The sequence below is a fragment of the Flavobacterium hungaricum genome, assembly GCF_015182285.1.
GTDB classification, from domain to species: domain Bacteria; phylum Bacteroidota; class Bacteroidia; order Flavobacteriales; family Flavobacteriaceae; genus Flavobacterium; species Flavobacterium hungaricum.
Genome location: NZ_PRDM01000004.1, coordinates 558,527 through 585,346, shown reverse-complemented (window position 1 = coordinate 585,346; position 26,820 = coordinate 558,527). Strand labels below are relative to the sequence as shown.

Annotated in this window: 18 protein-coding genes; 9 read left to right on the top strand and 9 right to left on the bottom strand. The window is 36.0% G+C overall.

The features are described 5' to 3' along the window. Positions 1–214: 214 nt before the first annotated feature. Positions 215–721 (bottom strand): C40 family peptidase, encoded by a 507-nt coding sequence (locus C4F50_RS18755; protein WP_194140180.1) that lies wholly within the window; start codon positions 719–721, stop codon positions 215–217. A 217-nt stretch (positions 722–938) separates the two neighbouring features. On the opposite strand from C4F50_RS18755, the gene C4F50_RS18750 reads away from it, so the two are divergent. The 4 genes from C4F50_RS18750 to mgrA all read left to right on the top strand — a co-directional run bounded on the left by C4F50_RS18750 (position 939) and on the right by mgrA (position 7,381). After that, positions 939–2,030 carry an SGNH/GDSL hydrolase family protein gene (locus C4F50_RS18750; RefSeq protein WP_194140179.1) on the top strand — a complete coding sequence of 364 codons (1,092 nt, stop codon included), beginning with the start codon at positions 939–941 and terminating at the stop codon, positions 2,028–2,030. Continuing rightward, entirely contained in the window at positions 2,020–3,402 is a 1,383-nt protein-coding gene (locus C4F50_RS18745; protein ID WP_194140178.1) for a sialate O-acetylesterase, read from the top strand. The genes C4F50_RS18750 and C4F50_RS18745 overlap by 11 nt, the downstream gene beginning before the upstream one ends. 341 nt (positions 3,403–3,743) lie before the next feature. After that, positions 3,744–6,041, top strand: a complete 2,298-nt coding sequence (gene bglX / locus C4F50_RS18740; protein ID WP_194140177.1) for a beta-glucosidase BglX — start codon at positions 3,744–3,746, stop codon at positions 6,039–6,041. A 383-nt stretch (positions 6,042–6,424) separates the two neighbouring features. After that, positions 6,425–7,381, top strand: coding sequence for an L-glyceraldehyde 3-phosphate reductase (gene mgrA / locus C4F50_RS18735; RefSeq protein ID WP_194140176.1), 957 nt, complete (start codon positions 6,425–6,427; stop codon positions 7,379–7,381). Positions 7,382–7,541: 160 nt separating this feature from the next. Here the strand turns inward: mgrA and C4F50_RS18730 are convergent, their stop codons facing one another. The 8 genes from C4F50_RS18730 to C4F50_RS18695 all read right to left on the bottom strand — a co-directional run bounded on the left by C4F50_RS18730 (position 7,542) and on the right by C4F50_RS18695 (position 18,215). After that, a complete protein-coding gene (locus tag C4F50_RS18730) occupies positions 7,542–9,524 on the bottom strand; it encodes a retaining alpha-galactosidase (RefSeq protein WP_194140175.1) in 1,983 nt (660 codons plus the stop codon). Positions 9,525–9,651: 127 nt separating this feature from the next. After that, on the bottom strand, positions 9,652–10,938 hold the full coding sequence (locus tag C4F50_RS18725; RefSeq protein WP_194140174.1) for a glycoside hydrolase 5 family protein: 1,287 nt from the start codon (positions 10,936–10,938) through the stop codon (positions 9,652–9,654). Positions 10,939–11,254: 316 nt separating this feature from the next. Next, positions 11,255–12,484, bottom strand: coding sequence for a glycosyl hydrolase (locus C4F50_RS18720; RefSeq protein ID WP_194140173.1), 1,230 nt, complete (start codon positions 12,482–12,484; stop codon positions 11,255–11,257). An 84-nt stretch (positions 12,485–12,568) separates the two neighbouring features. Continuing rightward, positions 12,569–13,108 carry a carbohydrate binding domain-containing protein gene (locus C4F50_RS18715; RefSeq protein ID WP_194140172.1) on the bottom strand — a complete coding sequence of 180 codons (540 nt, stop codon included), beginning with the start codon at positions 13,106–13,108 and terminating at the stop codon, positions 12,569–12,571. A 41-nt stretch (positions 13,109–13,149) separates the two neighbouring features. Next, positions 13,150–14,340: an AGE family epimerase/isomerase gene (locus C4F50_RS18710; protein WP_194140171.1), complete on the bottom strand. Its 1,191-nt coding sequence runs from the start codon at positions 14,338–14,340 to the stop codon at positions 13,150–13,152. 2 nt (positions 14,341–14,342) lie between these two features. Next, positions 14,343–15,533: a glycoside hydrolase family 130 protein gene (locus C4F50_RS18705; RefSeq protein WP_194140170.1), complete on the bottom strand. Its 1,191-nt coding sequence runs from the start codon at positions 15,531–15,533 to the stop codon at positions 14,343–14,345. A 25-nt stretch (positions 15,534–15,558) separates the two neighbouring features. Further along, positions 15,559–16,950, bottom strand: coding sequence for an MFS transporter (locus tag C4F50_RS18700; protein ID WP_194140169.1), 1,392 nt, complete (start codon positions 16,948–16,950; stop codon positions 15,559–15,561). A 134-nt stretch (positions 16,951–17,084) separates the two neighbouring features. Beyond that, positions 17,085–18,215, bottom strand: coding sequence for a glycoside hydrolase family 26 protein (locus C4F50_RS18695; RefSeq protein ID WP_194140168.1), 1,131 nt, complete (start codon positions 18,213–18,215; stop codon positions 17,085–17,087). 305 nt (positions 18,216–18,520) lie between these two features. Between C4F50_RS18695 and C4F50_RS18690 the strand changes: the two genes are divergently transcribed. The 5 genes from C4F50_RS18690 to C4F50_RS18670 all read left to right on the top strand — a co-directional run bounded on the left by C4F50_RS18690 (position 18,521) and on the right by C4F50_RS18670 (position 26,777). Beyond that, positions 18,521–19,399 carry an AraC family transcriptional regulator gene (locus C4F50_RS18690; RefSeq protein WP_194140167.1) on the top strand — a complete coding sequence of 293 codons (879 nt, stop codon included), beginning with the start codon at positions 18,521–18,523 and terminating at the stop codon, positions 19,397–19,399. 311 nt (positions 19,400–19,710) lie between these two features. Then, positions 19,711–22,908 (top strand): SusC/RagA family TonB-linked outer membrane protein, encoded by a 3,198-nt coding sequence (locus C4F50_RS18685; protein WP_194140166.1) that lies wholly within the window; start codon positions 19,711–19,713, stop codon positions 22,906–22,908. A gap of 11 nt (positions 22,909–22,919) precedes the next feature. Next, positions 22,920–24,518, top strand: a complete 1,599-nt coding sequence (locus C4F50_RS18680; RefSeq protein WP_194140165.1) for a RagB/SusD family nutrient uptake outer membrane protein — start codon at positions 22,920–22,922, stop codon at positions 24,516–24,518. Positions 24,519–24,535: 17 nt separating this feature from the next. Then, on the top strand, positions 24,536–25,621 hold the full coding sequence (locus C4F50_RS18675; protein ID WP_194140164.1) for a hypothetical protein: 1,086 nt from the start codon (positions 24,536–24,538) through the stop codon (positions 25,619–25,621). A gap of 190 nt (positions 25,622–25,811) precedes the next feature. Beyond that, positions 25,812–26,777 carry a T9SS type A sorting domain-containing protein gene (locus tag C4F50_RS18670; RefSeq protein WP_194140163.1) on the top strand — a complete coding sequence of 322 codons (966 nt, stop codon included), beginning with the start codon at positions 25,812–25,814 and terminating at the stop codon, positions 26,775–26,777. The last annotated feature ends 43 nt before the right edge of the window (positions 26,778–26,820 follow it).

The window sequence follows — 26,820 nt, the reverse complement described above, 5'->3', positions numbered from 1 at the left end:
ATCTTTGGCATTTAAATTTGTGCTAATTTGTGAAATTTGCGGTAAGAATATTATTCATTCTATACAAAAGAAAATTCGAGAATTCGTGGCCAAAAATCACTCTGATTTACGATTTGCGGAAAAAATTAATCTGTGGAAATCCTTTTAATCTTTGGCAAAAATAAATTTATGCTAATTTGTGAAATTTGTGTTTAAAATAATTTGTGTTAAAAAATTATTCCGATAAAACACCAATGCACTTATAAAAGCGTTTGGTATAATGTTCTGTATCTAGAGCTGTTATAGTAACTTGCTGTGCTTTTCCAGATGAAGCATGAATAAATTTGGACTGCATTCCGTTGGCTTCACAAATAATTCCCAAATGACCAATAACAGTTCGGTCTTTGTATCCATAAAAAACTAAAATATCTCCCACTTTAAAATCTTCTGGTTTTAAAGCCTTTCCTAAATTTTTATACCCGCTCGAACTTCTGGGTAAATTCAATCCAAAATTTTTAAAAACATAACTTACAAAACCCGAACAGTCAAAACCTTTTTCTGGATTACTGCCGGCGTATAAGTAAGGAGTTCCCAAATATTTTTTAGCATATTCAATGATAGCATCACGATCAATTTCTTTTTGAATAATCTTATTTTGAAATGAGATGTGCTTTTCTTCTTTTTTTAAAGAAAAAGAGGAAAACAGAAGAAATGGCAGGAAAAGATATAGAATTGATCTCATTTATTAAGGTATAAAAATGTTTAAACGCTAAAGATAGGTTCTTAGTATCAATATAAAAAGAATTGAATCTTATCTATTGTATGAATTAATATTTCGAATTGCTGCTTTGATGTGTTTATGTGGTGTTTTTTTATTGCATTTTGACATTTTAGTATCTTTCTGTGTAATTGATTTCAGATATATTTGTGAATCTCATTTATATTTTAACAAATAAATTATGTTTATCAAAAAATATGTGCTTTTAATTCTGTTTTTGCTGTTTTCGATTTTTTCGAATTCACAAAGTCAGAATCGTTTTCTTTATGAGGGACGAATTGAAAAATTACCCAATGATCAAGTTGTTCTGATAGGAACTGCAGCATCAGTTTCGTTCAATTTTACTGGAAACGAATGTTCAATTGCATTGCAAAGTATTGATTCTTATGAGCATCATAATTATGTTTCATTGGTTTTAGACGATAAGTATATTGGGAAAATAAGAATTGAAAAAGGAGCTGTGCAGTCTTTTCCAATTAAGGTTACAGAAAGCAAAAAAGAACATCATTTAGAAATCTATAAAAATACAGAAGCCCACAGCGGTGGAATTTTATTCGCAGGAACAACTGCAAAACTGACTTCAATTTCATCTAAAAAGAAAAAGAAAATCGAATTTATTGGAGATTCTATAACCTGTGGCGCAGCAAGTGATCCGTCTGATGTTCCTTGTGATAAAGGCGAATATATGGATCATCATAACAGTTATTATGCTTACGGACCTAGAATTTCGAGAGAACTTGGAACTGATTATTTGATGAGCTGCGTTTCTGGAATTGGAATGTACCGCAATTGGAACGACGAAAATAAAGATGAAGGCATAATGCCCGATGTTTATTCCAATTTGTATTTAACAAAAGACAACTCAAAACCTAAATATGATTTTGCTTTTCAGCCTGATATTATCAGTATTGCTTTAGGAACAAATGATTTTTCTGGTGGAGACGGAAAAAAAGAACGCCTGCCTTTTAACCCGGAAAAGTATGTTTCGAATTATATCAATTTTATTAAAATGCTATACAAACATAATCCGAATGCACAGATTGTAATTACCAACAGCCCAATGGTTGGCGGTGAAAGAGGAGTTGTATTTGATGAATGTTTGAAGAAAGTAAAAGACGCTTTCGCGAAAGATAAAACGCATAAAGAAATTCAGATTTTTAAATTCAAACCGATGACCCCAAAAGGATGCAGCGGTCATCCGGATGTTGAAGATCATAAAGTTTTGGCAGATGAATATGCTCCATTTTTAAAGAAGTTACTAAATGAAAAATAATATTTTTAAGTTTGTTTTCTTTTTATTGATTTCCAGTACTATTATGGCAAACGTGGCTCTTCCGAATATTTTTGGCGATAATATGGTTTTACAGCGCAACTCCGAAGTAAAAATCTGGGGCTGGGCAAATCCAAAAGAAGAAATAAAACTGATTTCGAGCTGGAACAATCAGGAATATAAAACGATAGCTAATAATCAGGCAAAATGGGAACTAACGGTTAAAACTCCCGAAGCAGGAGGGCCTTTTACAATTTCGATAAAAGGTTATAATGAAGTAGTTTTAAAAAACATTCTAATAGGCGAAGTCTGGCTTTGTTCTGGACAATCTAATATGGAAATGTCTGCAAGCTGGGGAATTGATAATGGTGAAGAGGAAATGAAAAATGCTGCGAATTCGAACATTCGATTTTTTACTGTTCCGAAACTTACCGCAGTAACGCCGCAAAATAATTTATTAGGAAACTGGACAGAATCGACTCCAGAAACCATGAAATACTTTAGTGCAATTGGTTACTTTTTTGCCAAACGTCTGCGCGAAGATTTAAAAAATGTTCCAATAGGATTAATTTCTTCCAACTGGGGCGGTACTCCTGCAGAAATCTGGATCTCAGAGGAGGTAGTTAACAGCGATCCTTTGTTATTAGAAAATGCCAAAAAACTTAACGAACAGGAATATGGACCGCGTCAGCCCGGACGTGCTTACAATGCCATGATTCATCCGATCGTTGGTTTTAAAATTGCAGGAACGCTTTGGTATCAAGGCGAATCGAATGTGGGGTCTTTGGTTTATGATAAAACTCTTGGAGCCTTAATTACTTCTTGGCGAAAAGAATGGCAAGAAGATTTCCCTTTTTATTACGTACAAATTGCGCCGTACAAAACGGGAAGCAATAATTTTTCTAATGTGACCGTCAGAGATTCGCAGCGTAAATTATTGAAAGAAATTAATAATGCTGGAATGGTGGTAATCAGCGATGTTTCGGATACGATTGACATTCATCCAAAAAATAAAAAATCGGTTGGAATCCGCCTTGCAAATTTAGCTTTGGCAAATACTTATAAAACGCATGCAGCTTTGGTAAATGGGCCGCTTTTTAAAGACATTAAAATTGAGAAAAACAAAGTTATAGTTTCTTTTGATTATGCTGAGGGTTTGTATTTTAAGGATAAAAAATCAAATCAGTTTGAAGCAGCGGGTGCTGATGGAGTTTTCTATCCAGCCGAAGCTTCAATAAAAAATAATGAAGTGATTTTAGTTAGTAAAAAAGTTTCGAATCCTGTAAAAGTGAGATTTGCGTGGGGAAATACAATTCAGTCCGATTTGTTTAATAAAGCGAATCTGCCGGCTTCGTGTTTTATGTCAGGATTTTAGATTTTTTTGCTCACGGATTTTACTGATTGAACAGATTAACACTGATTCTTGTCTGCGTTTGTCAGGCTGAGAAGTCGAAGCTTTATAAAGTGAATATTTTTGTTTGCGGAGTTTCTTGCGAAGATTTCTCTCTCGAAGCCTCAGGATCGAAATGACAAGATTGTCTCTTTTGAAAACGATTTGCGTGAGGGATTGAGGCGGTATCCTTTTGTGAAGAGAAACGGAACAAAAGATAAAGCCGAAAGCCCGACCCGCCTTTTTTGGCGGGTCACGCCCAAAGTAATCTTAGAATCTCAGCATCTTAGTCCCGAAGGCTAGGGATAGCATCTAAAAAACTAACCATGAAAAATAAAAAAATAATTATTATTGGGGTTTTGTCCCTGTTTACTGTTGGAAATATGAATGCACAGAAAAAGCCGTATTTGGATAAAAACAAAACTATCGAGCAAAGAATTGATTTGCTTTTGCCGTTAATGACTTTAGAAGAAAAAGTAGGGCAGATGAACCAATACAACGGTTTTTGGGATGTAACAGGACCGGCTCCAAAAGGCGGAACGGCCGAATTAAAATACGAACATTTAAGAAAAGGATTGGTTGGCTCGATGCTGACGGTTCGAGGCGTAAAAGAAGTTCGTGCCGTACAGAAAATTGCGGTTGAAGAAACTCGTTTGGGAATTCCGCTAATTATTGGTTTTGATGTAATACATGGCTATAAAACGTTAAGCCCGATTCCGCTGGCAGAAGCGGCAAGCTGGGATCTGGAAGCGATTAAAAAATCGGCGGCGATTGCGGCAGATGAAGCTTCGGCATCTGGAATAAACTGGACTTTTGGACCAAACGTAGACGTAGCAAACGATGCGCGCTGGGGGCGTGTGATGGAAGGTGCGGGAGAAGACCCCTATTTGGGCAGTAAAATTGGTTATGCGAGAGTAAAAGGTTTTCAGGGAGAAACGATTGCCGATCTTCAAAAAGTAAATACGATTGCGGCTTGTGCGAAACATTTTGCAGCTTACGGTTATGTGGAAGCTGGATTAGAATATAATATTGTGGACATCAGCAATTCCAAATTGTACAACTCGGTTCTGCCGCCTTTTGAAGCGACTGTAGAAGCGGGAGTTCGTACGTTTATGAATTCTTTTAATACGTTAAACGGCGTTCCAGCAACGGGAAGTTCCTTTTTGCAAAGAGATATTTTGAAAGGAAAATGGAAGTTTGATGGATTTGTGATTTCGGATTATGCTTCGATTCGCGAAATGATCGCGCACGGATACGCCAAAGACGAAGCAGATGCCACTGCAAAAGCTGTAATCGCTGGTTCGGATATGGATATGGAATCGTATTTGTATGTGGCAAAATTGGTTGATTTGGTACAATCTGGAAAGGTAAAAGAAGCTTTGGTTGATGATGCTGTTCGCAGAATTCTTCGTGTAAAATTTGAATTGGGATTATTTGATGATCCGTACAGATATTGCGATGAAAAACGCGAGAAAGCAGTTGTGGGAAGCAAGGCCAATAACGAAGGCGTTCTAGATATGGCGAAGAAATCTATTGTTTTGTTGAAGAACGAAAAGAATTTGCTTCCGCTTAAAAAATCGGGACAAAAAATTGCTTTAATCGGTGCTTTGGCAAATGATAAAAATAGTCCGTTGGGAAGCTGGAGAATTGCCGCAGATGATAATACTGCAGTTTCAGTTTTAGAAGGAATGCAGCAATACAAAGACAATCAACTAGTTTTTGAAAAAGGAGTTGATTTATTGAAACAAAAAGCGACTTTCTTGACTGAAACGGTTTTTAACACCACAGATAAAAGTGGATTTGAAGCCGCAAAAATAGCCGCAAAAAATGCTGATGTTGTGGTAATGGTTTTAGGTGAATATGGTTTCCAAAGCGGTGAAGGAAGAAGTAGAACCGATTTGAATCTTCCGGGCTTGCAGCAGGAATTATTGGAGGAAATTTATAAAGTAAACCCAAATGTAGTTTTGGTTTTAAATAACGGCCGTCCGTTGAGTATTCCGTGGGCCGCAGAAAATGTTCCGGCAATTGTCGAAGCGTGGCATTTAGGAACTCAGGCTGGAAATGCTGTTGCGCAGGTTTTGTACGGAGATTACAATCCGAGTGGGAAACTGCCAATGTCGTTTCCTAGAAATGTAGGTCAGGTGCCAATTTATTATAACAAGTACAGCACAGGAAGACCAACTGACAGTGATAAAAATGTTTTCTGGTCGCATTACATGGATGTGGAGAAAACGCCTCAATTTCCGTTTGGTTTTGGTTTGAGTTATACGACTTTCAAGTATAAAAATCTGAAATTAAATAAAACGTCTTTGGCAAAAGGTGAAAAAGTTTCTGTTTCAGTAGAAGTGACCAACACAGGAAATTATGACGGGAAAGAAGTAGTCCAATTGTATATTCATGATGAATTTGCAAGTATCATTCGCCCAATAAAAGAATTAAAAGGTTTTGAATTAATTAATCTTAAAAAAGGAGAAACGAAAACAGTAAACTTTACTTTAACGGATAAGGAACTTGGTTTTTATGATAACGAAGGGAATTATTTAGTAGAACCGGGAACTTTTAAAATTATGGTAGGAGGAAGTTCTGATAAAGGTTTGCAGGGTGGTTTTGAGATTAAAGAGTAGGGTTTTTTGAGGTTCAAAGGTTCAAAGAAGCAAAGGTTCAAAGAAGCAAAGGGAATTGTTTTTTTTGAATAGCCCCTAGCTTTAGCTAGGGGAAAAAGATTTGAATTGAAGAGGCTTTAGCCGAACTTTGATAGTTCGGCTAAAGCCTCTTCAATGTATTACATATCCATCCAGCTAAAGCTGGACGCAATTCATAGTAAATTTTTAATTATTACAGCATATTTCCGCCACGAATTCACGAATTTATTGTTTAAAAATTCTTGAATTCGTGGCGATTTCATTTTTGGATAAAAATCTTTGTGTCTTAGTGTCTTCGTGGCAAAACTTCGAGAGTTTTTTGTATTTTTAAAATCTATAAAAACTCCAATCCCTAAATTAAAATAATGAAATACAACAGATGCGGAAAAAGCGGGTTGCTGTTACCTGAAATTTCCTTAGGATTATGGCATAACTTTGGTTCTGTAGATAATTTTGATAATGCCGAAAGTATTGCCGTAGAAGCTTTTGATAAAGGAATTACCCATTTTGATCTGGCGAATAATTACGGACCGGTCCCAGGGTCTGCTGAGGAAAATTTTGGTAAAATATTATGGCATAATTTTCAGGGCAACCTTCGTGATGAAATCGTAATTTCTACAAAAGCCGGTTATACCATGTGGGACGGACCTTATGGAGATTGGGGTTCGAGAAAATATTTGTTGTCAAGTTTAGATCAGAGTTTGAAGCGAATGAGCATTGATTATGTTGATATTTTTTATTCGCACCGCCCAGATCCCGAAACGCCGATTGAAGAAACAATGATGGCATTGGATCACGCTGTTAGAAGCGGAAAAGCGTTGTACGTTGGAATTAGTAATTATTCGGCGGAGCAGACCAGAGTTGCGGTTGATGTTTTAAAACAATTGGGAACGCCGTGTTTGATTCATCAGGCAAAATATTCGATGCTGGAACGCTGGGTTGAGAATGGTTTATTGGATGTTTTAGAAGAAAAAGGAGTGGGGTGTATTGCTTTTTCACCTTTGGCACAAGGACTTTTAACGGATAAATACCTAAACGGAATTCCAGAAAACTCCAGAGCGCATAACCCAAACGGGCATTTGAAAGAAAATGAAGTGACGGAAGAACGCATTCAGAAATTAGTTCAATTGAATGAAATTGCAAAAAACAGAAATCAGTCTTTGGCACAATTGGCTTTGGCTTGGCTGCAGAAAGATAAACGAATTACATCGGTTTTAATAGGAGCAAGTTCGGTAAAACAATTGTGTAATAATATTGATTGTCTAGAAAATACGGAGTTCTCGCATGATGAATTGAATGCGATTGAGAAGATATTATCTTAATTATTAATTGTTGATTATTGATTGTGAATGTGCATGATTGTAGAGACGCACCGCAGTGCGTCTACGTCCAGTATATTCTTTACGCATAAGACGCACAGCTGTGCGCCTCTACATAAGATACGGGATCTAAAATAAAAAATGGGACAATTTGTCCCATTTTTTATTTAATAATCATTGCCAATCCGCCGCCGCTTGCTAATCGATACGTCAATTTTGTTGTGGAATCAACGGTTACAATTTCTTTTTTATAATCGGTTGCGGCTTTATCTGCATTTAAACCATCAGAGAAAATCTCAGCTTGGAATTTTTTACCTTTTTCTAGGAAAGAAAAATCAATGGTAATTTCTCTGGAATCCCAATTTGTAATGGCGCCCAAATACCAAATATTATCTTTTTTTCGCGCAATGGAAACGAATTTTCCAACTTCACCATTTAGGGAAACTGTTTCATCAAAAGTGGTCGGAACTTTAGCAATAAAATCAGTGCTTTCCTGCTCCTTCATAAAAGCGGTTGGACTGTCGGCCATCATTTGTAAAGGAGCTTCAAAAATCGTGTACAATGCTAATTGGTGGCATCTCGTTCCCTGACTCATTGGAGTGGAATGACTAGGTTTGAATTCGCTTTTGGCGGCATTTCGCATTGCACCGGGCGTATAATCCATTGGGCCGGCCAACATTCTGATAAAGGGAATGGTGCAATCGTATAACGGTACATCGTCATTTGGTGTCCATTTATTGTTTTCTAAACCTTTTACACCCTCAAAATTTAAAATATTTGGATACGTTCTCTGAATTCCGGTTGGTTTGTACATACCGTGGAAATCCAAAATCAATTTATGATTGGTCGCTTTTTGCGCAATATCATAAACCGAATTTACCATTTTGGCATCGTCGCGATCTAAGAAATCTACTTTAAAACCTTTGATTCCTAAATCGGCATAGTTTTTTAAAATTCCATCTGTATTTTTGGTCAGCGCCATCCATGAGCTCCACAAAATAAGACCTACATTTTTTTCTTTTCCGTATGCGATCAAGGCTTCGAGATCAACATTGGGGTTGTGTTTCATAATGTCTTCTTCCAAACTCCAGCCTTCGTCCAGAACCACATATTCGATCTTATTTTTAGAGGCAAAATCAATATAATATTTATAAGTCTGCGTATTGATTCCAGCTTTAAAATCAATGTTGTAAATATTCCAGTCGTTCCACCAGTCCCAAGCTACTTTTCCGGGCTTTATCCACGAAATATCTTTTATTTTAGATGGTTCTGCCAATTTCTGAACCATGTCATTATTTGTTAAGGCAGCATCGTTTTCTGCAATAACAATCGCCCTCCACGGAAAACTTCTGGTGCCTTTGGTTTTGACCAAATAGTCGGCCCTTTCATAAATTAATCTGTTAATGTTGTTAAAACCGCCATTGGTTTCTTTTGTCGGATATTTAGAAAAACGAGATTCAAAACCCGATTTGTTTTTATTATTCGTAACAAATAATCCCGGATAATCTTCCAGATTCGCTTCTAAGAAAACCGCTTTTTTATGATTTTTATAATCAACTAAAAAAGGCAGAAAGGCCAAAGTATCTTTTGCAAATTCGCTGATTTTTTTGTTTTCATAATGTGCTTCAAAAGAAGAAATGTATTGGTCTTTCGGGTTTCTTAAATCACGAACATATGGCATTAAAGTAGCATAATCGTGATCAAAATTTAAGGTGACATTTTCCCATTTAACGGTAATGTCTTTTTTCTTTTTCGTTATAAATCGATACGCAGCGCCGTCATCAAAAACACGATATTCGATAGAGAAATCATTTTTAAAGTTTATAGTAAGCTGATTGTAATTATTTTTAACTGATTTCTTTTTGTATAACGGCGTTTCAAATGAACTATTTACACTTTCATTTTTCGAATTTAGAACTACAGGATTTTTGCCTAAAACTTCATTTTGATCCAAAGTCAAAGACATTTCAGATGGAGCCAAAATCAAATCTTTTTCATGCGAGATTGTCCAGCTGATTTTATCATCAACATTGATTTTTACTTCGGTTTTTCTATCAGGAGATTTCAAAATAAAATCCTGTTTCTTTTGTGAAAAACATAGGTTTAAGAAAAATAAAAGCAGGAATATTGTTATAGCGTTTTTCATCAATTTTTGATTTTTTTTCTGTAGAGATGGACAACTGTGCGTCTACGTCCAGTTTACGTTGCAAATATTCGTTGCACATAAGACGCACTGAGGTGCGTCTCAACAGAAAACGGAATGAATAATTTTTTTATTGCTTCAATTCTAGATTGTATTTCTTAACGATTTCAAGAGTAGATTTATCACCATTAAAAACAGAGTTCAAACCTTGAGGTTCTTGCGGAGGATCTGTTGTAAGTGGTTCACCTGGATTCCATTTTCCGTCAGGATGAATTGCTTTTCCTTCGCCGCCGTAACCCCAGAAATTTGCTGCCTGCAAAGGTCCTCCATTTTTATGACTTTCGAGAACACGTCCGAAAATGTAATTGTAAAACTGATCACGAAAAACCGAAGGCGCGCCTCCATTTAAATTTTCATTCTCTCTCGGAAGCCCAAATTCTTCAATAATAATAGGTCTTTTTAAGTTGTTGGCAACTTTAATGTGATCGTCAATATATTTTCCAGCATTTTCGATTGTTTTTGGCATCGTAGCAGCTGCATTATCGGCTTTAAACCAGTTCCAGTTTTTAGGCCAAATGTGCATCGTTAGATAATCAATATTGGGATTTTGATGCGTTCTTTCAAAGATTTCCATGTTGTCGTTCGAACTGTTTTTTCCTTCAGAACCTGTAGAAACCAAATGATTTTTATCTAAACTGTCAATTAAATCCACAATAGAATTGAGCCATTTTGTGAATTTCACTTCGTTTTCAACTGTAAACAGTCGCGGTTCATTGCCAACCTGCCACGCCATAATAGTATTGTCTTCGTTGTATTTCTTTTTAGAATAAACATTGGTTCTTCCGATAATAAACTTAACATGATTGTTTAGAGCTTCCATACACGGCTCACAGCTGTGAAACTGTTCTGTGTACGACATAAACTGCGGCCAAGTATTGGGTGGAATCGCCGGCACAGGAACAGGACCTTTGCCATTCCACTCCAGATATTGCGACATTCCACCAGACCATTCCCAATTATTGGTGAGATACAAAACTGCGTACATATTACGTTTGCTCATTTCGCTGATTAAAAAATCCAAACCGTCCAATAAATCTTCATCGTATTTTCCCTGTTCGTATTGCAGTGCCGGGCGAACGGTAAAATCATATTTTCCGCCATCAGCACCAACCAAAATACGTAAATTGTCAATTCCGTTTTTCTTCATCAAATCCAATTCGCGAATCAGCCTTTTACGATCACCAATTTTTTTAGACGCCAGCATGCTTCCGTACCAATAATTCGTACCAATGTAAGCGTAAGGTTTGTCGCCTTTGTAAAATTCTTGTCCTTTAACCGTGATTTTTTCCTGTGCGGTACAGGCAATCGTTGATAAAATCAAGGCTAATGAAAGGGTTTTTAGAAATCTATTTTTCATGATATTATTTTTTAGGAGCTGTTTCCTGCTATCCGCTCTATCTTTTGTGTCTCGTTAAAAAACGAGACACAAAAGGATGCCGCTTCTATCAGGGCTAGGGCTCTACGGTTTTAAGACGTTGGTTATTCTAACAGATTTTCAAAACCTGTCAGTTATATAATTCGCTCGTTGAATTTTCTAATCTGTATTAAGTCTCCTGTAAAGGTTTGTTTTGCCTTTTTTTTATCATTCGGTTCTCCGCCGAAATTAACAAGATTCCAGAAACTTGAAACTTGAAACCTGAAACTTGAAACAATTTCAAACCTGAAACAAAAAACTACTTAGGCATTTCATACATCTTTGGCAGTCCATTCACCAAAGTAGATTTTGATTTAGAACTGTAGGTTTTAAAATCTGCGGCATTTGCAGCTGTACTGTTAGGAACATAATATCCGTCTTTGTTATTATTCCAAAACATTACATAACTGATTTGTATATCGTTTTTAGTCAAGGCACTGTACAATAAAGTTGAAAACCAATCGGTAATAGCGGGAGTTGTCGTTGTAACCCGATAACCTGTTTCGGTTAAGGCTGCGATTTTTACTTTCGCTTTAGCGTAATCAGAAAGGATTTTAAGTTTGGCGTTGGCTTTGTCTGCACCGGTTTGTCCTTGATTATTGAAGTCACCGTAATTGTCCATTCCGATGATGTCAACATATTGATCGCCTGGATAACGACTTAAATAGGCCGTTTCTGTTGTGTAGGAGTTATCAGGAGAAAAAGCATATAAGATGTTGTGAACGCCTTTTGTATTTTTTAAATAATCTACCGTAAACTGATAGGCTTTTTTGTATTCATCGGGAGTGCAGAAATCGGCTCCCCACCAAAACCAGCTTCCGTCAAATTCGTGAAAAGGTCTGAAAATGATCGGAATCAATTCGCCGTTTGTACCTTTTAAGTTTGATACGACACGGGCTACTTTATCCAATTTTTTCTTGTACCATTCATTGTTAGCGCCGCCAGGTAAAATACTTCTAAATGCAGTTGATTTTTGAGCAGCCGTCATATCGGCAGCGTAAAATGAATCTTCGTTATTGGGTTCTCTCAAATGCCAGCTGAAAGTGTTGATTATGCCTTTCGCGTAAGCGGCTTTAACATCAGAAATTATTTTTTGTTCCTGCTGATAAAACCAGTTATTGCTTTGTTCGTTATTGTTTTTATCAGTAATAAACATAAAATCAGAACCTAACACAGCAGGATCAAAACCGGTGTTTTTTTTGATGTCCGATTCGCCGCCTGCATCTTGATAAAAACTATTAAAAGCATCTTGCTGGCCGATAGCAGTTTTGGTTTTTGCCAGTCTTTTTAAATTATAAAATAAAGCAACAGTTTCTTTTGCAGCACTGGCATCAACCATATAAGACGCTGCATTTGCAGCAGTCAAAGGATCTTCCTGCGTTGGCGGATCTACGATCACCTCGTCTTTAGACTCATTTTCTGAAGAACAGCCAATGAGAAAAAGTACTGAGAAACTCAGATAGATTATTTTAAAAAGAGGGTTTTTCATTTTTGGTTTATTTGGTTTCGGTAGTTAGTTAGTTAGTTAGTTAGTTAGTTAGTTAGTTAGTTAGTTAGTTAGTTAGTTAGTTAGTTAGTTAGTTAGTTTTAAGTATTCAGCTTCGTTAAGCGCAATTATTTTTGCATCATCAAAAAAGACGGTTCCGTTTGTTTGTGCCAGAGCCAGCATGATTCTTATAGTTTTGGCATCGGCAGGAACTTTTATAATTTTTTTATAATAGATCCATTCTGTGGTGCCTTTTGCCTGAGCGATATTTTCGGTGCTAATCTGTTTGTCGCCTGCATCTGTAAATTCGAGAATTACCACGCCGGCTTTGTAAGGTTCTTTTTGCTCTTCGATTTCGTCGGCTTTCATCCAGACACTGCATTCTACTGCAAAAGTATTTTTCGGGATCGTAATAACCTGATCCAGTGCTTTCCATTCTGCACCTACAAACTGATTAATATTAGCACTGTTTTTTCCTGATTTCTTGTCGTAAGGAGAAGTCATCGCATTTTCTTCGCCGCGCCAATCAATAAAATCAGATTCAAAACCGCCGTTTTTAATCAGGTTGGTTTGTGCGTTGGCTATTGTAGTTAGAAATAATACACTTAAAAAAAGAAGCTGTTTCATAATTGTTATTTTTAATTACAAATATTCAAAAAAACACTTAATTAATCTTGAATACGCTCTATTAATTCCAGACAAGCGCGGGCATTATGATACGGGCATTTCCAGAATCCGGCTTTATCTTTTTGAATAGTAGAATAATCGCTGTAAACTCCCCAAAACCATTCTCCATTTTGTTTGTCGAGAATGTGCTTTTTAATGAATTTCCAGTTTTCATAAACAATAGTCAGATAATTTTCGTCTCCGGTTATTTGATACGCATTATAAAAACCAATCAGCGCTTCTGCCTGAGGCCACCAATGTTTTTCTGCAATGAGCTGTTTTTTTTCTGGATTAAATTCATACCACAAACCGCCGTCAATGTCTAAACCTTCTTTTGTGGCATCTGCAACCTGAACTGCATATTTTTTATACCGGGCTGTTAAAGCTTCGTTTCCGGAAATTTCGGCACATTGCTGTAAAAGCCACGCAGCTTCGATATCGTGTCCGTATGAAATCACATCGGGTTTTTCATTCCAATTTTCATCAAAAAACAAACGAAAATGACCTGTTTGGGTATTGATAAAATGCTTTTCGATTGTTTCAAGAAGCTCGATCATCGTATTTTGAAGCGTCTTGTCTTTCCAAACCTTAAACAAATTCGCATACGCTTCAATAATATGAAGATGCGTGTTCATGGTTTTTTTTTCGTTGGCATCTTTTTCGCTTAGACGAAGATCTTCAATAGGTTTCCAATCTCTTGTAAAAGCTTCTAGGTAACCTTTGTTTACAGAATCAAAACTATGTTCCTCAATTTTTGCGTATAAATTTTTAGCAGTTTCTAAAGCTTTTTCATCTTTAGAAATACTATAATATTCGGATAATCCGTAAATCGCAAATGCTAGAGCATAGATTTGATTTTTAGTGTCTTTTGGAGTTTTATCCTCATTGATGCTCCAAAAGAGACCGCCAAAAGTGGTGTCATAAAAATTAGAAATTAGAAAATCAAATGCTCTTTCTGCCAGTTTTTTGTGGCTTTCGTTTTTAGTGGTTTTGTAACTGGCAGAAAAAGTCCAGAGAATTCTGGCGTTTAAAACCGAACCTTTTTCTGAATTTGCAATAATATGATCTTCAAAATCAATCTGTCCGACAAAACCGCCATTTTGTTTATCGACAGTATGCTGCGACCAATATTTTAAAATGGCTTCCAGCTCTGCAGTCAATTCTGATTTTAAAAGCTTTAATTTTAGTGGCACGATTAAATGGCGTTATTTTTTTCGATTTGATTAATAATAGTTTTTACAGAACCTGCAGAAATAAAAGTGTCTGCCGGTGTATGGGTCACATAATCGATTAGTTTTTCGACAGAAGAAACAGCAACGTGCATTCTGGTGTCTGAAGAAGCATAATAAATGTAAACCGTTCCGTTTTCATCCTCAATCCATCCGTTTGAGAACAATACATTAGACACATCTCCAACTCTTTCGATACCTTCTGGACCCATAAAATGTCCGGCCGGAACGTGTGTTACTTTTGTAATATCATTTAAATCGGTCATAAACAAGTATAAGGTATAGCGCAGTCCTGCCGCAGTGTTACGAACACCATGTGCCAGATGCAGCCAGCCTTTTTCGGTTTTTATAGGAGCAGGACCCAATCCATTTTTTAATTCGTAAATGGTGTGGTATTGTTTGCCAAAAATGATTTTTTCGTCTTTTACAACAGGATTAGCCATATCTTCTACATATCCTAAACCAATACCGCCTCCAGAGCCTACATCAATAAATCCGTCTTGCGGGCGTGTGTACAAAGCATATTTTCCATTTACAAATTCTGGATGCAGGACTACGTTTCGCTGCTGCCCTGTATTCGAAATCAAATCAGGAAGTCTTTCCCAGTTTACTAAATCCTTAGAACGAACGATTCCTGCATTGGCTACAGCCGAACTGGTGTCGCCTTTTGGGGCTTTTGGATCTTTTCTTTCGGTGCAGAAAATGCCGTAAACAAATCCGTCTTCGTGATTTATTAAGCGCATATCGTAAACGTTGGTATCTGGTTCTTCGGTTTGTGGAATCACGCACGGTTTTTCCCAAAACTGGAAATTATCAATACCGTTTGGACTTTCGGCTATGGCAAAAAATGATTTTCTGTCAATTCCTTCCACACGAACTGCTAGTAAATATTTTCCGTTCCATTTCATGGCACCTGCGTTAAAAGCAGCATTGATTCCGATTCTCTCCTGCAAAAACGGATTGGTATTTTCGTTAAAATCAAAACGCCAGTTTAGCGGAATATGTGCTGCGGTTACTACGGGATTTTTATAACGTTCATAAATACCGTTTCCAGCAATCTGCACGGGTTCGTTTTTTTGTTCGATCAGCGATGTATGTTCTTTTTCTAATGCCTTTTTTCTATCTAAAAAAGTGGCCGAAGAGGTTATTGTTGTCATAAATTGATTTCTTTATCTGTATATTTTAATTGATTTGGTCTCTCTGATGGTTTAAATCTTGTTCGATAATCTGCAGTTTTTCTTCTGATAAAGGGTAAAACAAAATGAATAAAACGGATACTACCGCGGCAATGGCTGGAAGAATACTCAGCATTAACTGAATTCCGTTCTGGGTAAAAGCGGTTTGTTCAACATTGGCTTGAAATCCGAAATAACCCAAAAGCCATCCCGCTCCCGCGCCGCCGATTGTCCAGCCGAATTTTTGGGACATTGATGAGGCTGAGAAAACCAATCCCGTTGCGCGACGTCCTTGTTTCCATTCCGAATAATCGGCGCTGTCGGCATACATAGACCAGATTAATGGGAAAACGCAGCCAGCACAAATACTGATTAAAACCTGAAAACTCATAATTAAAAAGACATCTTCTTTTCCGAATAAATAGAAAATAAGACTCAAAACGGCAGCCAAAGCCATTGCTCCAAAGAATGTTTTCTTTTTGCCAATTTTATTTGCAATTGGCGTAGCAATGATTACTCCGATAATATTTGCAGCTTGTCCTAAAACCAAATAAATAGAAGTAGGAGTCATGTGAAAATCGGTTCCGAAAAGTGAAAAATCAAAATTTACGGTACTGCTTACATAATATTTAAAGTAGTAAACTGCAGCGCCGTCACGAATGGAGTTGAAGACCAAAGCGCCAATTCCGGCTCCAAGTAAAATCCACCAAGGTTTGTTTTTCAAAAGATCTTTTAAATCTTCTTTTAAGTTATTTTGTTCATCGCCGATTGGTTTTACTCTTTCTTTGGTGAATAGAAAACAAGCCCAAAAGAAAACAGTGGTAATTATTCCGAAAATTGCAATTGTAGCCAGCCAGCCTGTTTTTGAGTTTAAACTGCCTCCAAAATAATTTACCAAAGGTTCAATTAACCAAAGTGCTAATAAACTTCCTCCAAATGCAAAAACCATTCGATAAGACGAAAGTGTATTGCGTTCTTTTCTGTCAGAAGACATTACACCAAGAAGAGAAGCGTAGGGAACATTGATTAAAGAATAAATCATCATCATCAACGAATAGGTAACATAAGCATATATTATTTTTCCTTTCTCATCAAAATCGGGGGTATAAAAAGTTAAGACACCTATGATTGCAAAGGGAATGGCGACCCAAAGTAAATAAGGTCTAAATTTTCCCCATTTACTGCGGGTTCTATCGGCTAAAATTCCAACAATAGGATCAAAGCAGGAATCCCAGATTCGAGTAATCAAAAACATGGTTCCTACTACGGCAGGTGCAATTCCGAAAACATCTGTATAGAAAAACAACAGGTACATGCTGAAGATTTTCCAAAACATTGAAGAAGCTGCGTCGCCTAGGCCGTAACCTATTTTTTCTTTTAAGCTAATTTTTTCGTGCATTTAGGACTTTTTTAGTGGTTGTGGTTAAGTTTGGGAGTTTTATATTGAGTTTTATTTTTAACACATAACAGCATAGTTGGTTGTGTTTGGTAAGGCTTTTTATTGTTTTCTAAATATTGAAACCTGTGTTTTAATTATTTTTTATTAATGTCTTTTTCAAATAAAGTTTTGTCAAGTTTATAGAAATCTATAAAATCTTTTTCGCTCACTTGGCCTGAAAACGGGGCATAATAATGCATTTTTTGTTCTTTTTCCTGCCAGCCATGATTTCTCCACAATAGGACATAAGCGATTTTGTAATCTCCTATTGCTTTTAGTAAAGTTCCAGTCCACCATTTTGGGTCAGGAACAGCTTCATAGCCTGCCTCAGCCAAGGCAATCGGTTTTTGTTTTTTAAGAGCAATTTCGTTTAAAATTTTGAATTGCTGCTGTACTTCAGAAACGAATTTTTCGCCAGACGGATCAGAACTATTCTGATAAGTGTCGAAACTCAAAATATCTGCGTAATTGTCGCCAGGATAATTTTCTAGAAAATCGGCTTCGCTTTTAAAACTTCCGGTATTGTAAACGTAAATTAAATTATGCACTCCTTTTTTCTGCAGGTATTCGAAAGTAAATTTCCAAGCAGCTTTAAATTCGTCTGGTGTGCAGTTTCCTTTTCCCCACCAAAACCAGCCGCCCGTAAGTTCGTGAAAAGGTCTGAAGAGAATCGGAATGTTTTTTCCTTTTTTGTCTTTTAATGATAAAAAGAAATTAGCGGCTTTGTCTAACCAAGAGGTGTATTTTTGATGGTTTGCTGCTCCTGGTAAAATGGTTTTAAGCGCATTTGGCGTATTGTCCCAAGCGTTTTTTCCTGTGGCAGGATTGTCAAAATGCCAGCTGATGGTAGAAATACCGCCTCGCTCGTGTGCCTCAACTATATATTGTTTCATTTTAGCAAAGGGAACGCCGTCAATATTGTTTGGACTGTCATTTTCTAAACCTGCAATATCCCAGCCATACACAGCCGGATAATCGCCCACTACGTCTTTTATATCGCTTCGGTTGTTTTCGTATTTCCAATTTACACCGTAGGCAAGATCATCCTGATGCCCAAAAAGAAAACCTTTTTGAGAAAGAGCATTTAATTTTTGGTACAGGGCGCTGGTTTCTTTTGTTGCTTTTTTATCTGAAAGTGACAAATTAGTATTACTGTTTATAGGTGCAGCAGAACAAGAAGTTCCAATAAATACGGCGGTTAAAAATGTCAGCAGCTTTTTTTTCATTTTAATATACTTGTTTTTCAGTGTAATGTAATTCAAATTGATGATTTGTAATCGAATCAAATAAGTGGTCTTTTTGTTTCGAAAATTCAATATCATTTTGGAGCTAAAATTATTAAAACTATAAAAAGATTCCTGATAAAAAATGATTAATGTTTATAATCTGTCTGCTTTTTATAAAACTGATAATTCTATTTTTCAAAGATAAAAGGATGTTATTCGTATAATTAATATTATTTTATCAATTATATATCATATTATTGCAGTCAAATAAAACTTACAACCACAACCTAACCTTATATTTTAGAATGAGTACTACTAAAAATTTTTACAGAGAAATTGCGCCGCTTGCTGCAGGAGACAGTTTTTTGGTTTTTGACCGTGTCAAAGATAGTTTTGATTTTCCTGTTCATTACCATCCGGAATTTGAAATTAATTTTATCCTAAACGGAAAAGGAGTAAAGCGTGTTGTTGGAGATAATATTGAAGAAATTGATAATGTCGAATTGGTTTTAATTGGACCTAATTTATATCACGGCTGGGAATTGAATAAATGCACGAGTAAAAAAATTCACGAAATAACAATTCAGTTTCATAATGATTTATTTCACGAGTCTCTGCTCTCCAGACGTATAATGAATCCGATTCGGGATATGTTTAACCGCTCTATTCACGGAATTCTTTTTTCTAAAAAAACCGCCGAAGAATTGACTCCAAGACTTGTAAGGCTGTCTAAATTAGATGGTATGGACTATTTTTTAGAAATTACTTCTTTATTATATGATCTTGCCAATTCTAGAAACCAGCGATTGCTTTCTACTTATACAGTAGATTATGATACGTTTGACGATTATGATAAAATGAAATTGGTTTACGAATATGTGCAGAAACATTTTGCAGAAAAAATTACTTTAGAGGATGTTGCGAGCGTTGCCAGCATGTCGATCATTTCGTTTAATCGCTTTATTAAAAAACGCACCGGAAAAACTTTTGTCAATTATATAAATGATATCCGAATAGGTTATGCGGCACGATGGCTGGTAGAAAAAGATATGAGTGTTTCTGAGGTGGCGTTCAAATCGGGCTTTAATAATATTGCTAACTTTAACCGAAGTTTTAAAGCAACCAAAAACTGTACACCAAGTCAGTATCGTGAAGATTTCTCAGGTCTGAAGCGAATTTTATAATGATACTTTTTTTTCATCATTAGATATTATTTTTAACGAAAACGTTTTCTTTTTACGATTTCGTTAACTTTTCTTTATAAGATTGGGCTGTTTAAAGTTGCGGATTGCGAATAATGTAAAATTTGATAGGTTTTATTTTGATATATGTTTTTTTAAACCTGTATAGTAAAAATATTATCATTAAATGATATAATATTATCGATTTGATATTTCCTTCTGTTATAGATTTGTTAAATAATTTAAGAAAATAAGCCGCCACTTTTTATGCCTTAAATTCTATAGATTACAATTAAACTAACCAAACACTTATTATGAAAAAACTAATGACTAACTTCATTCATTGGAACGCTAACCACAGAGCAGTTCCTTTGATTTTATTTTTGTTGCTGACTAGTAATTTTATTACGGCTCAGGTAAAGGTCTCGGGAACGGTTGCAGATGAAAAAGGATTGTCTATTCCGGGTGCCAATATCTCAGTTGTCGGCACAAAGATTACCTCTTCAACAGATTTTGATGGAAAATTTTCGATTGATGTTCCAGCAAATGCTACTTTGTCTTTCTCCTTTATCGGATTTACTACTCAAAAAATAGCAGTTGGGACTAAAACTACAATTAATGTAATTCTGAAATCAAATACAGAAGACCTAAAAGATGTTGTGGTAATTGGGTACGGAACTCAAAAGAGAAAAGACGTAAATAGTGCTATTTCCAGCATTAGTTCGAGAGATATTGAAAATTTAAAAGTAGCTTCATTCGATCAGATGATGCAGGGTAAAGCTGCGGGGGTAGTCGTTAATAGTAACTCTGGAGAACCGGGAAGTAACGTTTCGGTGAGAATTCGAGGGGTTTCTTCATTAACAGGAACTAACGAGCCTTTGTATGTAATAGATGGTGTGCCGATTTCTGGTGATGCAAGAAACTCTTCTACGTCTGGAAGAAATGCGCAGGGAAATTCTAATTTCTCTAATAATGGTAATATCACTCAGAGTCCGCTGGCACTGATAAATCCAAATGATATCGAGTCTATTGATATTTTAAAAGATGCTTCGGCAACAGCAATTTATGGTTCTCGTGGTGCAAACGGGGTTATCATTGTAACTACAAAATCGGGTAAAAAAGGCACTGGTAAATTATCTTTTGAGAGTTCGTACTCGATTAGTAATCTGCCAAAAAAATTGCATTCGATGAACTTGCAGGAATATGCCATACATCAGAATGCTTTAGCAGATGTTTACGATCCATCATCAAAACGCCCAGAATTTGCACATCCTGAAGTTTTAGGAAAAGGTACAGACTGGCAGGATGCTATTTACGAAACGGGTTTGATGTCGTCTAACCAATTGTCTTTTTCAGGAGGCAAAGAAGGAATCAATTACTATATCTCTGGAGGTGTTTTAAATCAAGAGGGAATTGTTATCGAATCTGGGTTTAAGAGATATAATTTCAGAACTAATATTGATGCAAAAGTAAACAGCTTTATCAAAGTTGGAGTTAACGTGAGTGGAGCAATTACAGATGAGAAATTAACGTTAAACGGTCAATTTAATGGTGTTGTAGCTACTTCTTTACTGGCAACTCCAGATGTTGCGGTAAGAGAATTGTCAGGTGCTTTTTCGGGACCGCCTTCTGGAGGAAATACTTCATTTGTAAATCCGGTAGCGACTTCATTATTAGGTTCAAATACTTTAGTTAGAAAAAACTATTCGGGTAACTTTTATACTCAGGTAGATATTTTAAAAGGTTTAGAATACCGTTTTGAAGCAGGTGGTTACATCTACGATAACTTAGGGCAAAGATTTGATCCAATGTACTCTTTGGGTAATGCTGTAAAAAGTTATGCCAACTTGTACTATAATCCGTCAAGCGGAAATTCTTGGAACTTAAAAAACATGCTTACCTATAGAAATACTTTTGGTAAACACAATTTAACACTTTTGGCAGTACAAGAATCTAATAGAGCACATTGGGAAGGATATTCTATATTGGCTGGAGGATACACAGACAATAATAACAAAACCCTTGCAGCATCAGATTTACCAAAAGCAGTTACAAGCGGGGTATATTCTGGAACGCAGACTTTAGCTTCTTATTTAGGAAGAGCAGTTTATGATTATGCAGATAAATATGGTGTAGCGGCATCTATAAGAACAGATGGATCTTCCAAATTTTATACAGGAAATAAATGGGGCGTTTTTAGTTCTATAAGCGGTTCTTGGAAAATTTCTAATGAAGCTTTTATGGAAGGAACTAAAAAATATGTTGATGGTATTAAAATTAGAGCAGGATGGGGACAGACTGGTAATAATCAAATTGGGAATAATTTGTACGAGTCTAATCTGCATGTGGTTAACAGCTCGATGGGAACTTCTTATCTGCCGTCAAATACAGCGAATCAAAAATTAAAATGGGAAACTCAGGATCAAACAAACATAGGTTTAGATTTTAATATGTTTCATGCTAAACTTACAGCATCTGTAGATTTGTATCAAAAAGTATCAAAAAATTTCTTGTACCAAGTACCGTTGCCAAACTTTCTTTCTGGAGGTGGTGATTATGAAGGAGGTGTAAATCCGCCGTATTTTAATCTTGGAAGCATGAAAAATAAAGGGATAGAGATTACAGTTGGTTATACAGAGAAATTCTCAGAGAATTTTACATGGAACGGAAGTTTGAACTTTACTAAATATGAAAATGAGGTTACGAATATGGCAGGATTGAATATCGTAAAAACGATGGGAACGCTTGCTTATAATACCGTAACAGTTTCTAGAACGGTAGAAGGGCTGCCAATAGGTTCGTTTGTCGGGTATGAAGCGCTGGGGATTTACAGAACAGATGAGGATTTGACAACATATGGACATACAGACGGAAATGGCAACAGAGTAATTTTGAAAAACGGAACAAACTCTTTACTGCCGGATTTCAGAAAAGGAGATGTTATTTATAAAGATCAAAATAATGACGGTGTTATAGATCAGAAGGATTTGAAACCAATTGGAAATCCAAATCCAAAATTCACTTACGGATTTACAAATAACTTTAAATATAAAAACGTCGATTTGTCTATCTTCGTGCAAGGTACAGCTGGAAATAAATTAATGAACTTAACTCGTTTGTCTGGAACGCTTAATAGTAATTTGGGAACAAATTATTTAACAGAGGCTTCTGATTTTTATTCTGCTTCAAATCCTAACGGAAGTCTGCCAAGACCTTCAACTTATGATGATATAAATAATGCGGTTTCAACACGTATTATCGAAGACGGTTCTTATTTAAGAATTCAAAACGTGACTTTAGGGTATTCTCTGCCATCAGATGTCATTTCAAAAATTAAATTAACAAGATTGAGAATTTATGCTTCGGGTCAAAACCTATTCACTTTTACGAAGTACAAAGGATATGATCCAGAAGTAGGGGCTTACAACCAAGATGCCTTGTTGTCTGGTGTAGATAACGGTCGTTACCCAGTTCCGAGACAAATCACTTTTGGTTTTAATGTTGAATTTTAATACGAATTAATATGAAAAATATACTAAATAGAAGCGGTGTTTTTGGTTTAGCAATACTATTGTTGATCTCATCGTCTTGTTCTCAGGATTTCTTAGACGTTCCTGCAGAAGCGGCGCCAACCATCGGAAATTATTACGATTCTGATGTAAAGCTTGATAATGCAACGAATGGCTTGTACGGTCTTGTATGGTTTAATATGAATAAATCTGCATTTTACGGAATTACAGACGTGATTTCGGGTAATATGTATGCGGATGTTTATAACGATTTTGGAAAATTTACAGATTTGAGTTTTACAGATTCTCAAGCTTTTATTTCTGATGCCTGGAGATCTTGTTTTGGAGCAATCGCAAATTCTAACGCTTACATTAATAGTCTGCCGCAAAGTGTGGGACCAAACGTTAGTAAAACAGCTTTGAATAATGCGCTTGGAGAATCTCATTTTATTAGAGCTTTCTCTTATTTTTTCTTGGTAAGATTATGGGGCAATGTGCCTATTATTGAGGACAATAGTGCATATTCTTTAAATTTTGTGATTCCAAGTAATCCTACTGAGGATGTCTATAAATTTATTGAAAATGATTTGAAATTTGCTATTGCTAATTTGAGATCTAAAAACAGAGGTTCAGATTATGCTGCAAATGCTCACGTGTCAAGTGGTTCTGCAAAAGCGCTTTTGGCAAAGGTGTATTTGTACCAGAAAAAATATGATCTGGCAAAAGCATTGTCTAAAGAAGTTATTGACAGCGGCGAGTTTAAACTATTAGGCGGAGATGCTCTGCCTACAAAATCGTTTGCAGATTTGTGGCTTCAGAAAAATAACAATAACGAGGAATCGATTTTTTCTTGGCAGTGGAATGGGGCTGGAACGTACTTTGACGGTAATTTCTCTAATACCTTATTCGCACCAGAAAACAGATTGGTAGAAACTACTTATTCAGGGCAGATAGCGCCATCTCAGGATTTGATCAAGAATGTATACGAAATTAATGATAAAAGAAGAATAGAAACTTTTATGCTTCCGGGAGATTTTTATCCAAACTTGACTTACGCAGAAACTCTTGAAGTAGATGCAAAAAAGATTTTAGGTTATACATTTGATATTCAATACGAAGCACAAAAATCGGGTGCAGGATTGAAAAAATACGTTATCGGAAAAGAAAATTTACCAATAACAGGTCCTTTTAATCCTCCGTTTAATGGAGAAAGCAGTATGAATAGTTATATGATGCGTTATGCAGAACTGTTGTTAATTCATGCCGAAGCTACTTTGGGTACACAGACAGGAAGTACTTCAGATCCAGCTGCTCTTGCATCTTTTAATGCAGTGCGCAGAAGAGCAGGAGTTCCAGAAAAAACAACCATATCTTTTGATGATATATTTAAAGAAAGACGTGCAGAATTAGCATGTGAAGGAGATTATTATTTTGATTTAGGACGTTTGCCATTTAGTAAGGCTAAGGCAATATTAGAAGCTCAAAACAGAGGGAATAGAGAAGTCGAAAAACACATTTCAATTTCAGCTACCAATCTTTTATTGCCTTATCCGGCAGATGATTTGATTAAAAACCCAAGATTAAAAGAAGTGGTGCCATATGCTTTTAAATAATTTTTAAAACTAAAAAGATGAAAAATATAAAAATTGTTTCGTTAGCAGCATGTTTGACATGGTTGTTATCTTTAATACTTTTCAGTGCATGTTCAAATGATGATAATGCTTCTGCCTCTTCTGGAACACTGGTTATTGAGTCTGTTTCGCCTACTGGCTACGAGACAAATGGTACTCTTAAACCATTTGAACCTGTTACTGTTGGATATCCAAAAAATTACTATGTGATTCATGGTAAAGGATTTTTGACTACTACAAAAGTTACGTTTAATGATTTCAGCAGTTATTTTAGACCGACTTTTGTAACTGATACTGATATTGTTATTCAAATTGATGAAAATACGCCCTATGCTAATTCTTCAAACCAGTTAAAAGTAGAAACGAAAAATGGTACCGCTGTATTCGATTTTGTAATTGCGCCGCCTGTGCCGACAATTGCGGGATTTTATCCAATAAATGCAGCTGCTGATCAAGAGGTAACTATAGTGGGTAAATATTTCTTAAATCCAGTTGTTACGCTTGCAAAAACAAAATCAAAAGAAGCGGTTCCTGTTACAGTGGTTTCTTCTACATTAGAAAAAATTGTGGTGAAACTGCCGGCAGATGCTGATACAAGATACCTTACAGTAGCCAATATGTCTGGAGAGACTAGTTCTTCTTATGCTGTTGGAACTGCAATATTTGATGACGTTTCGTACTACGGATTAGATTTCCCATCTTGGAATAATTATACCTATGTTACCGATGGTACTGCAGAACAGGGATTAACGTATATCTCTAAAAAAATGGATGCTTGGGGTAATATCCAAGGAAACTGGAGCTGGTACGATCAACTTACGCCATATTCTGGATTGCGTGTGGCTATAAAAGCAAAAGTTCCAGGTAAACTTGGTTTTGTCTTTAATGGAAATTGGGATAATAATCCTCCTATCCTAGATGTAACTACAGAGTGGAAAACATTTTATCTTCCGTGGTCTGTTTTAACTAATACAGATCGTGTTCAAAACATATCATTCCAAAACAGAACGACAACAGAAAAAGGAGATGGAATTGAAAATACATTCTATTTTGACAATATCGGTTTTACCGTTAAAGCTGAGTAAGTAAGTTTTTATTGTTAGTATTTCTAAAAACTCCATTTTGATGTATCGAAGTGGAGTTTTTTTTTATTAAAGAAAATTCTTTCTAAATGATCATATAGTATTGTGTTTTAATAAAATAGTATCGAATTGGTATAAAATCGATATCTAAATTTACAGATCTCAATTATTTTAACACTAAAAAAATATAATTATGAAAAACAATTACTTTTTGAATGTTAGTACTCTCAAAAGCAAAATTCTTTTAACCAGTAGTTTTTTTCTTTTGATGATTTCAGGAATGCAGGCACAATATATTACGGGTTTAAATCCCTACTGTATTTCTAGTAATCCAACGTATAAGATTATGAATGCCGATGCAGTAAGTTACGATAGTATAGTCTGGTCGTCTAATGATAGTGGAATTACTTTTTCAGGAAACCCGTCAGATCCTATTAATAGAGTGGTAATTAAATCGGGGAATATAATTAATAGTCCAAGTTCCATCAAAGCGACATTTTACTTGGCAGGCAGCGTTGTGTATACCACACCAGATTTTCAATTTTTAACGGCAACATCGCCAACTCCGCCAAGTTATCTCGTTACCAAAACAAGCGACTATTGTACGCCGCAATATCACATTATAACATTAAACGTTGCTACAAATCCAAACCCGAGTCCTTATACTAGTTATACTATTGCGCCTCGTATACCAGATGCTTCGATCATTATCACAGAAACGTCTAAAAATGTATTCGAATTAAAATTACCCTTAAACGGACAGCCTTATTTTTTATACGACATCACTTCTAGAACATCAGCTTCAGGTTGTTTGTCTAACTCGGTTACAGCAACATCTTACAGTAATTCTGTTTCTTTAAATTTAACCAATTGTGCCAACAACACACCAACAGTAAATTATGACATAACAGTTGCGCCAAATCCTTACAGTAACGGATATATTACCATTTTGGCACCTCAGGTTACGCAGGTATCACCGGGCATATGCAAAATTTATAATAATTCGGGTGTTTTGGTCGCTACTTTTTCATTGACCAATTCAAGCACAGCAATTGCCCTTAAGTCAAGCGTAGGAGCGGCATTAACAGCAGGGATGTATGTTGTTCAGGTAACCTATTCAAATGGAGTTGTAAGAACAAAAAATTTGGTAGTGATTTAATAGTAGGTTCATAATAAAGCAGACAACTCCATTTCGAGATGAT

What these genes read in the sequence shown, in the direction of transcription:
- C4F50_RS18755 (WP_194140180.1), bottom strand. Translation starts at nt 721, where the DNA reads ATGAGATCAATTCTATATCTTTTCCTGCCATTTCTTCTGTTTTCCTCT.
- C4F50_RS18750 (WP_194140179.1), top strand. Translation starts at nt 939, where the DNA reads ATGTTTATCAAAAAATATGTGCTTTTAATTCTGTTTTTGCTGTTTTCG.
- C4F50_RS18745 (WP_194140178.1), top strand. Translation starts at nt 2,020, where the DNA reads ATGAAAAATAATATTTTTAAGTTTGTTTTCTTTTTATTGATTTCCAGT.
- bglX (WP_194140177.1), top strand. Translation starts at nt 3,744, where the DNA reads ATGAAAAATAAAAAAATAATTATTATTGGGGTTTTGTCCCTGTTTACT.
- mgrA (WP_194140176.1), top strand. Translation starts at nt 6,425, where the DNA reads ATGAAATACAACAGATGCGGAAAAAGCGGGTTGCTGTTACCTGAAATT.
- C4F50_RS18730 (WP_194140175.1), bottom strand. Translation starts at nt 9,524, where the DNA reads ATGAAAAACGCTATAACAATATTCCTGCTTTTATTTTTCTTAAACCTA.
- C4F50_RS18725 (WP_194140174.1), bottom strand. Translation starts at nt 10,938, where the DNA reads ATGAAAAATAGATTTCTAAAAACCCTTTCATTAGCCTTGATTTTATCA.
- C4F50_RS18720 (WP_194140173.1), bottom strand. Translation starts at nt 12,484, where the DNA reads ATGAAAAACCCTCTTTTTAAAATAATCTATCTGAGTTTCTCAGTACTT.
- C4F50_RS18715 (WP_194140172.1), bottom strand. Translation starts at nt 13,108, where the DNA reads ATGAAACAGCTTCTTTTTTTAAGTGTATTATTTCTAACTACAATAGCC.
- C4F50_RS18705 (WP_194140170.1), bottom strand. Translation starts at nt 15,533, where the DNA reads ATGACAACAATAACCTCTTCGGCCACTTTTTTAGATAGAAAAAAGGCA.
- C4F50_RS18700 (WP_194140169.1), bottom strand. Translation starts at nt 16,950, where the DNA reads ATGCACGAAAAAATTAGCTTAAAAGAAAAAATAGGTTACGGCCTAGGC.
- C4F50_RS18695 (WP_194140168.1), bottom strand. Translation starts at nt 18,215, where the DNA reads ATGAAAAAAAAGCTGCTGACATTTTTAACCGCCGTATTTATTGGAACT.
- C4F50_RS18690 (WP_194140167.1), top strand. Translation starts at nt 18,521, where the DNA reads ATGAGTACTACTAAAAATTTTTACAGAGAAATTGCGCCGCTTGCTGCA.
- C4F50_RS18685 (WP_194140166.1), top strand. Translation starts at nt 19,711, where the DNA reads ATGAAAAAACTAATGACTAACTTCATTCATTGGAACGCTAACCACAGA.
- C4F50_RS18680 (WP_194140165.1), top strand. Translation starts at nt 22,920, where the DNA reads ATGAAAAATATACTAAATAGAAGCGGTGTTTTTGGTTTAGCAATACTA.
- C4F50_RS18675 (WP_194140164.1), top strand. Translation starts at nt 24,536, where the DNA reads ATGAAAAATATAAAAATTGTTTCGTTAGCAGCATGTTTGACATGGTTG.
- C4F50_RS18670 (WP_194140163.1), top strand. Translation starts at nt 25,812, where the DNA reads ATGAAAAACAATTACTTTTTGAATGTTAGTACTCTCAAAAGCAAAATT.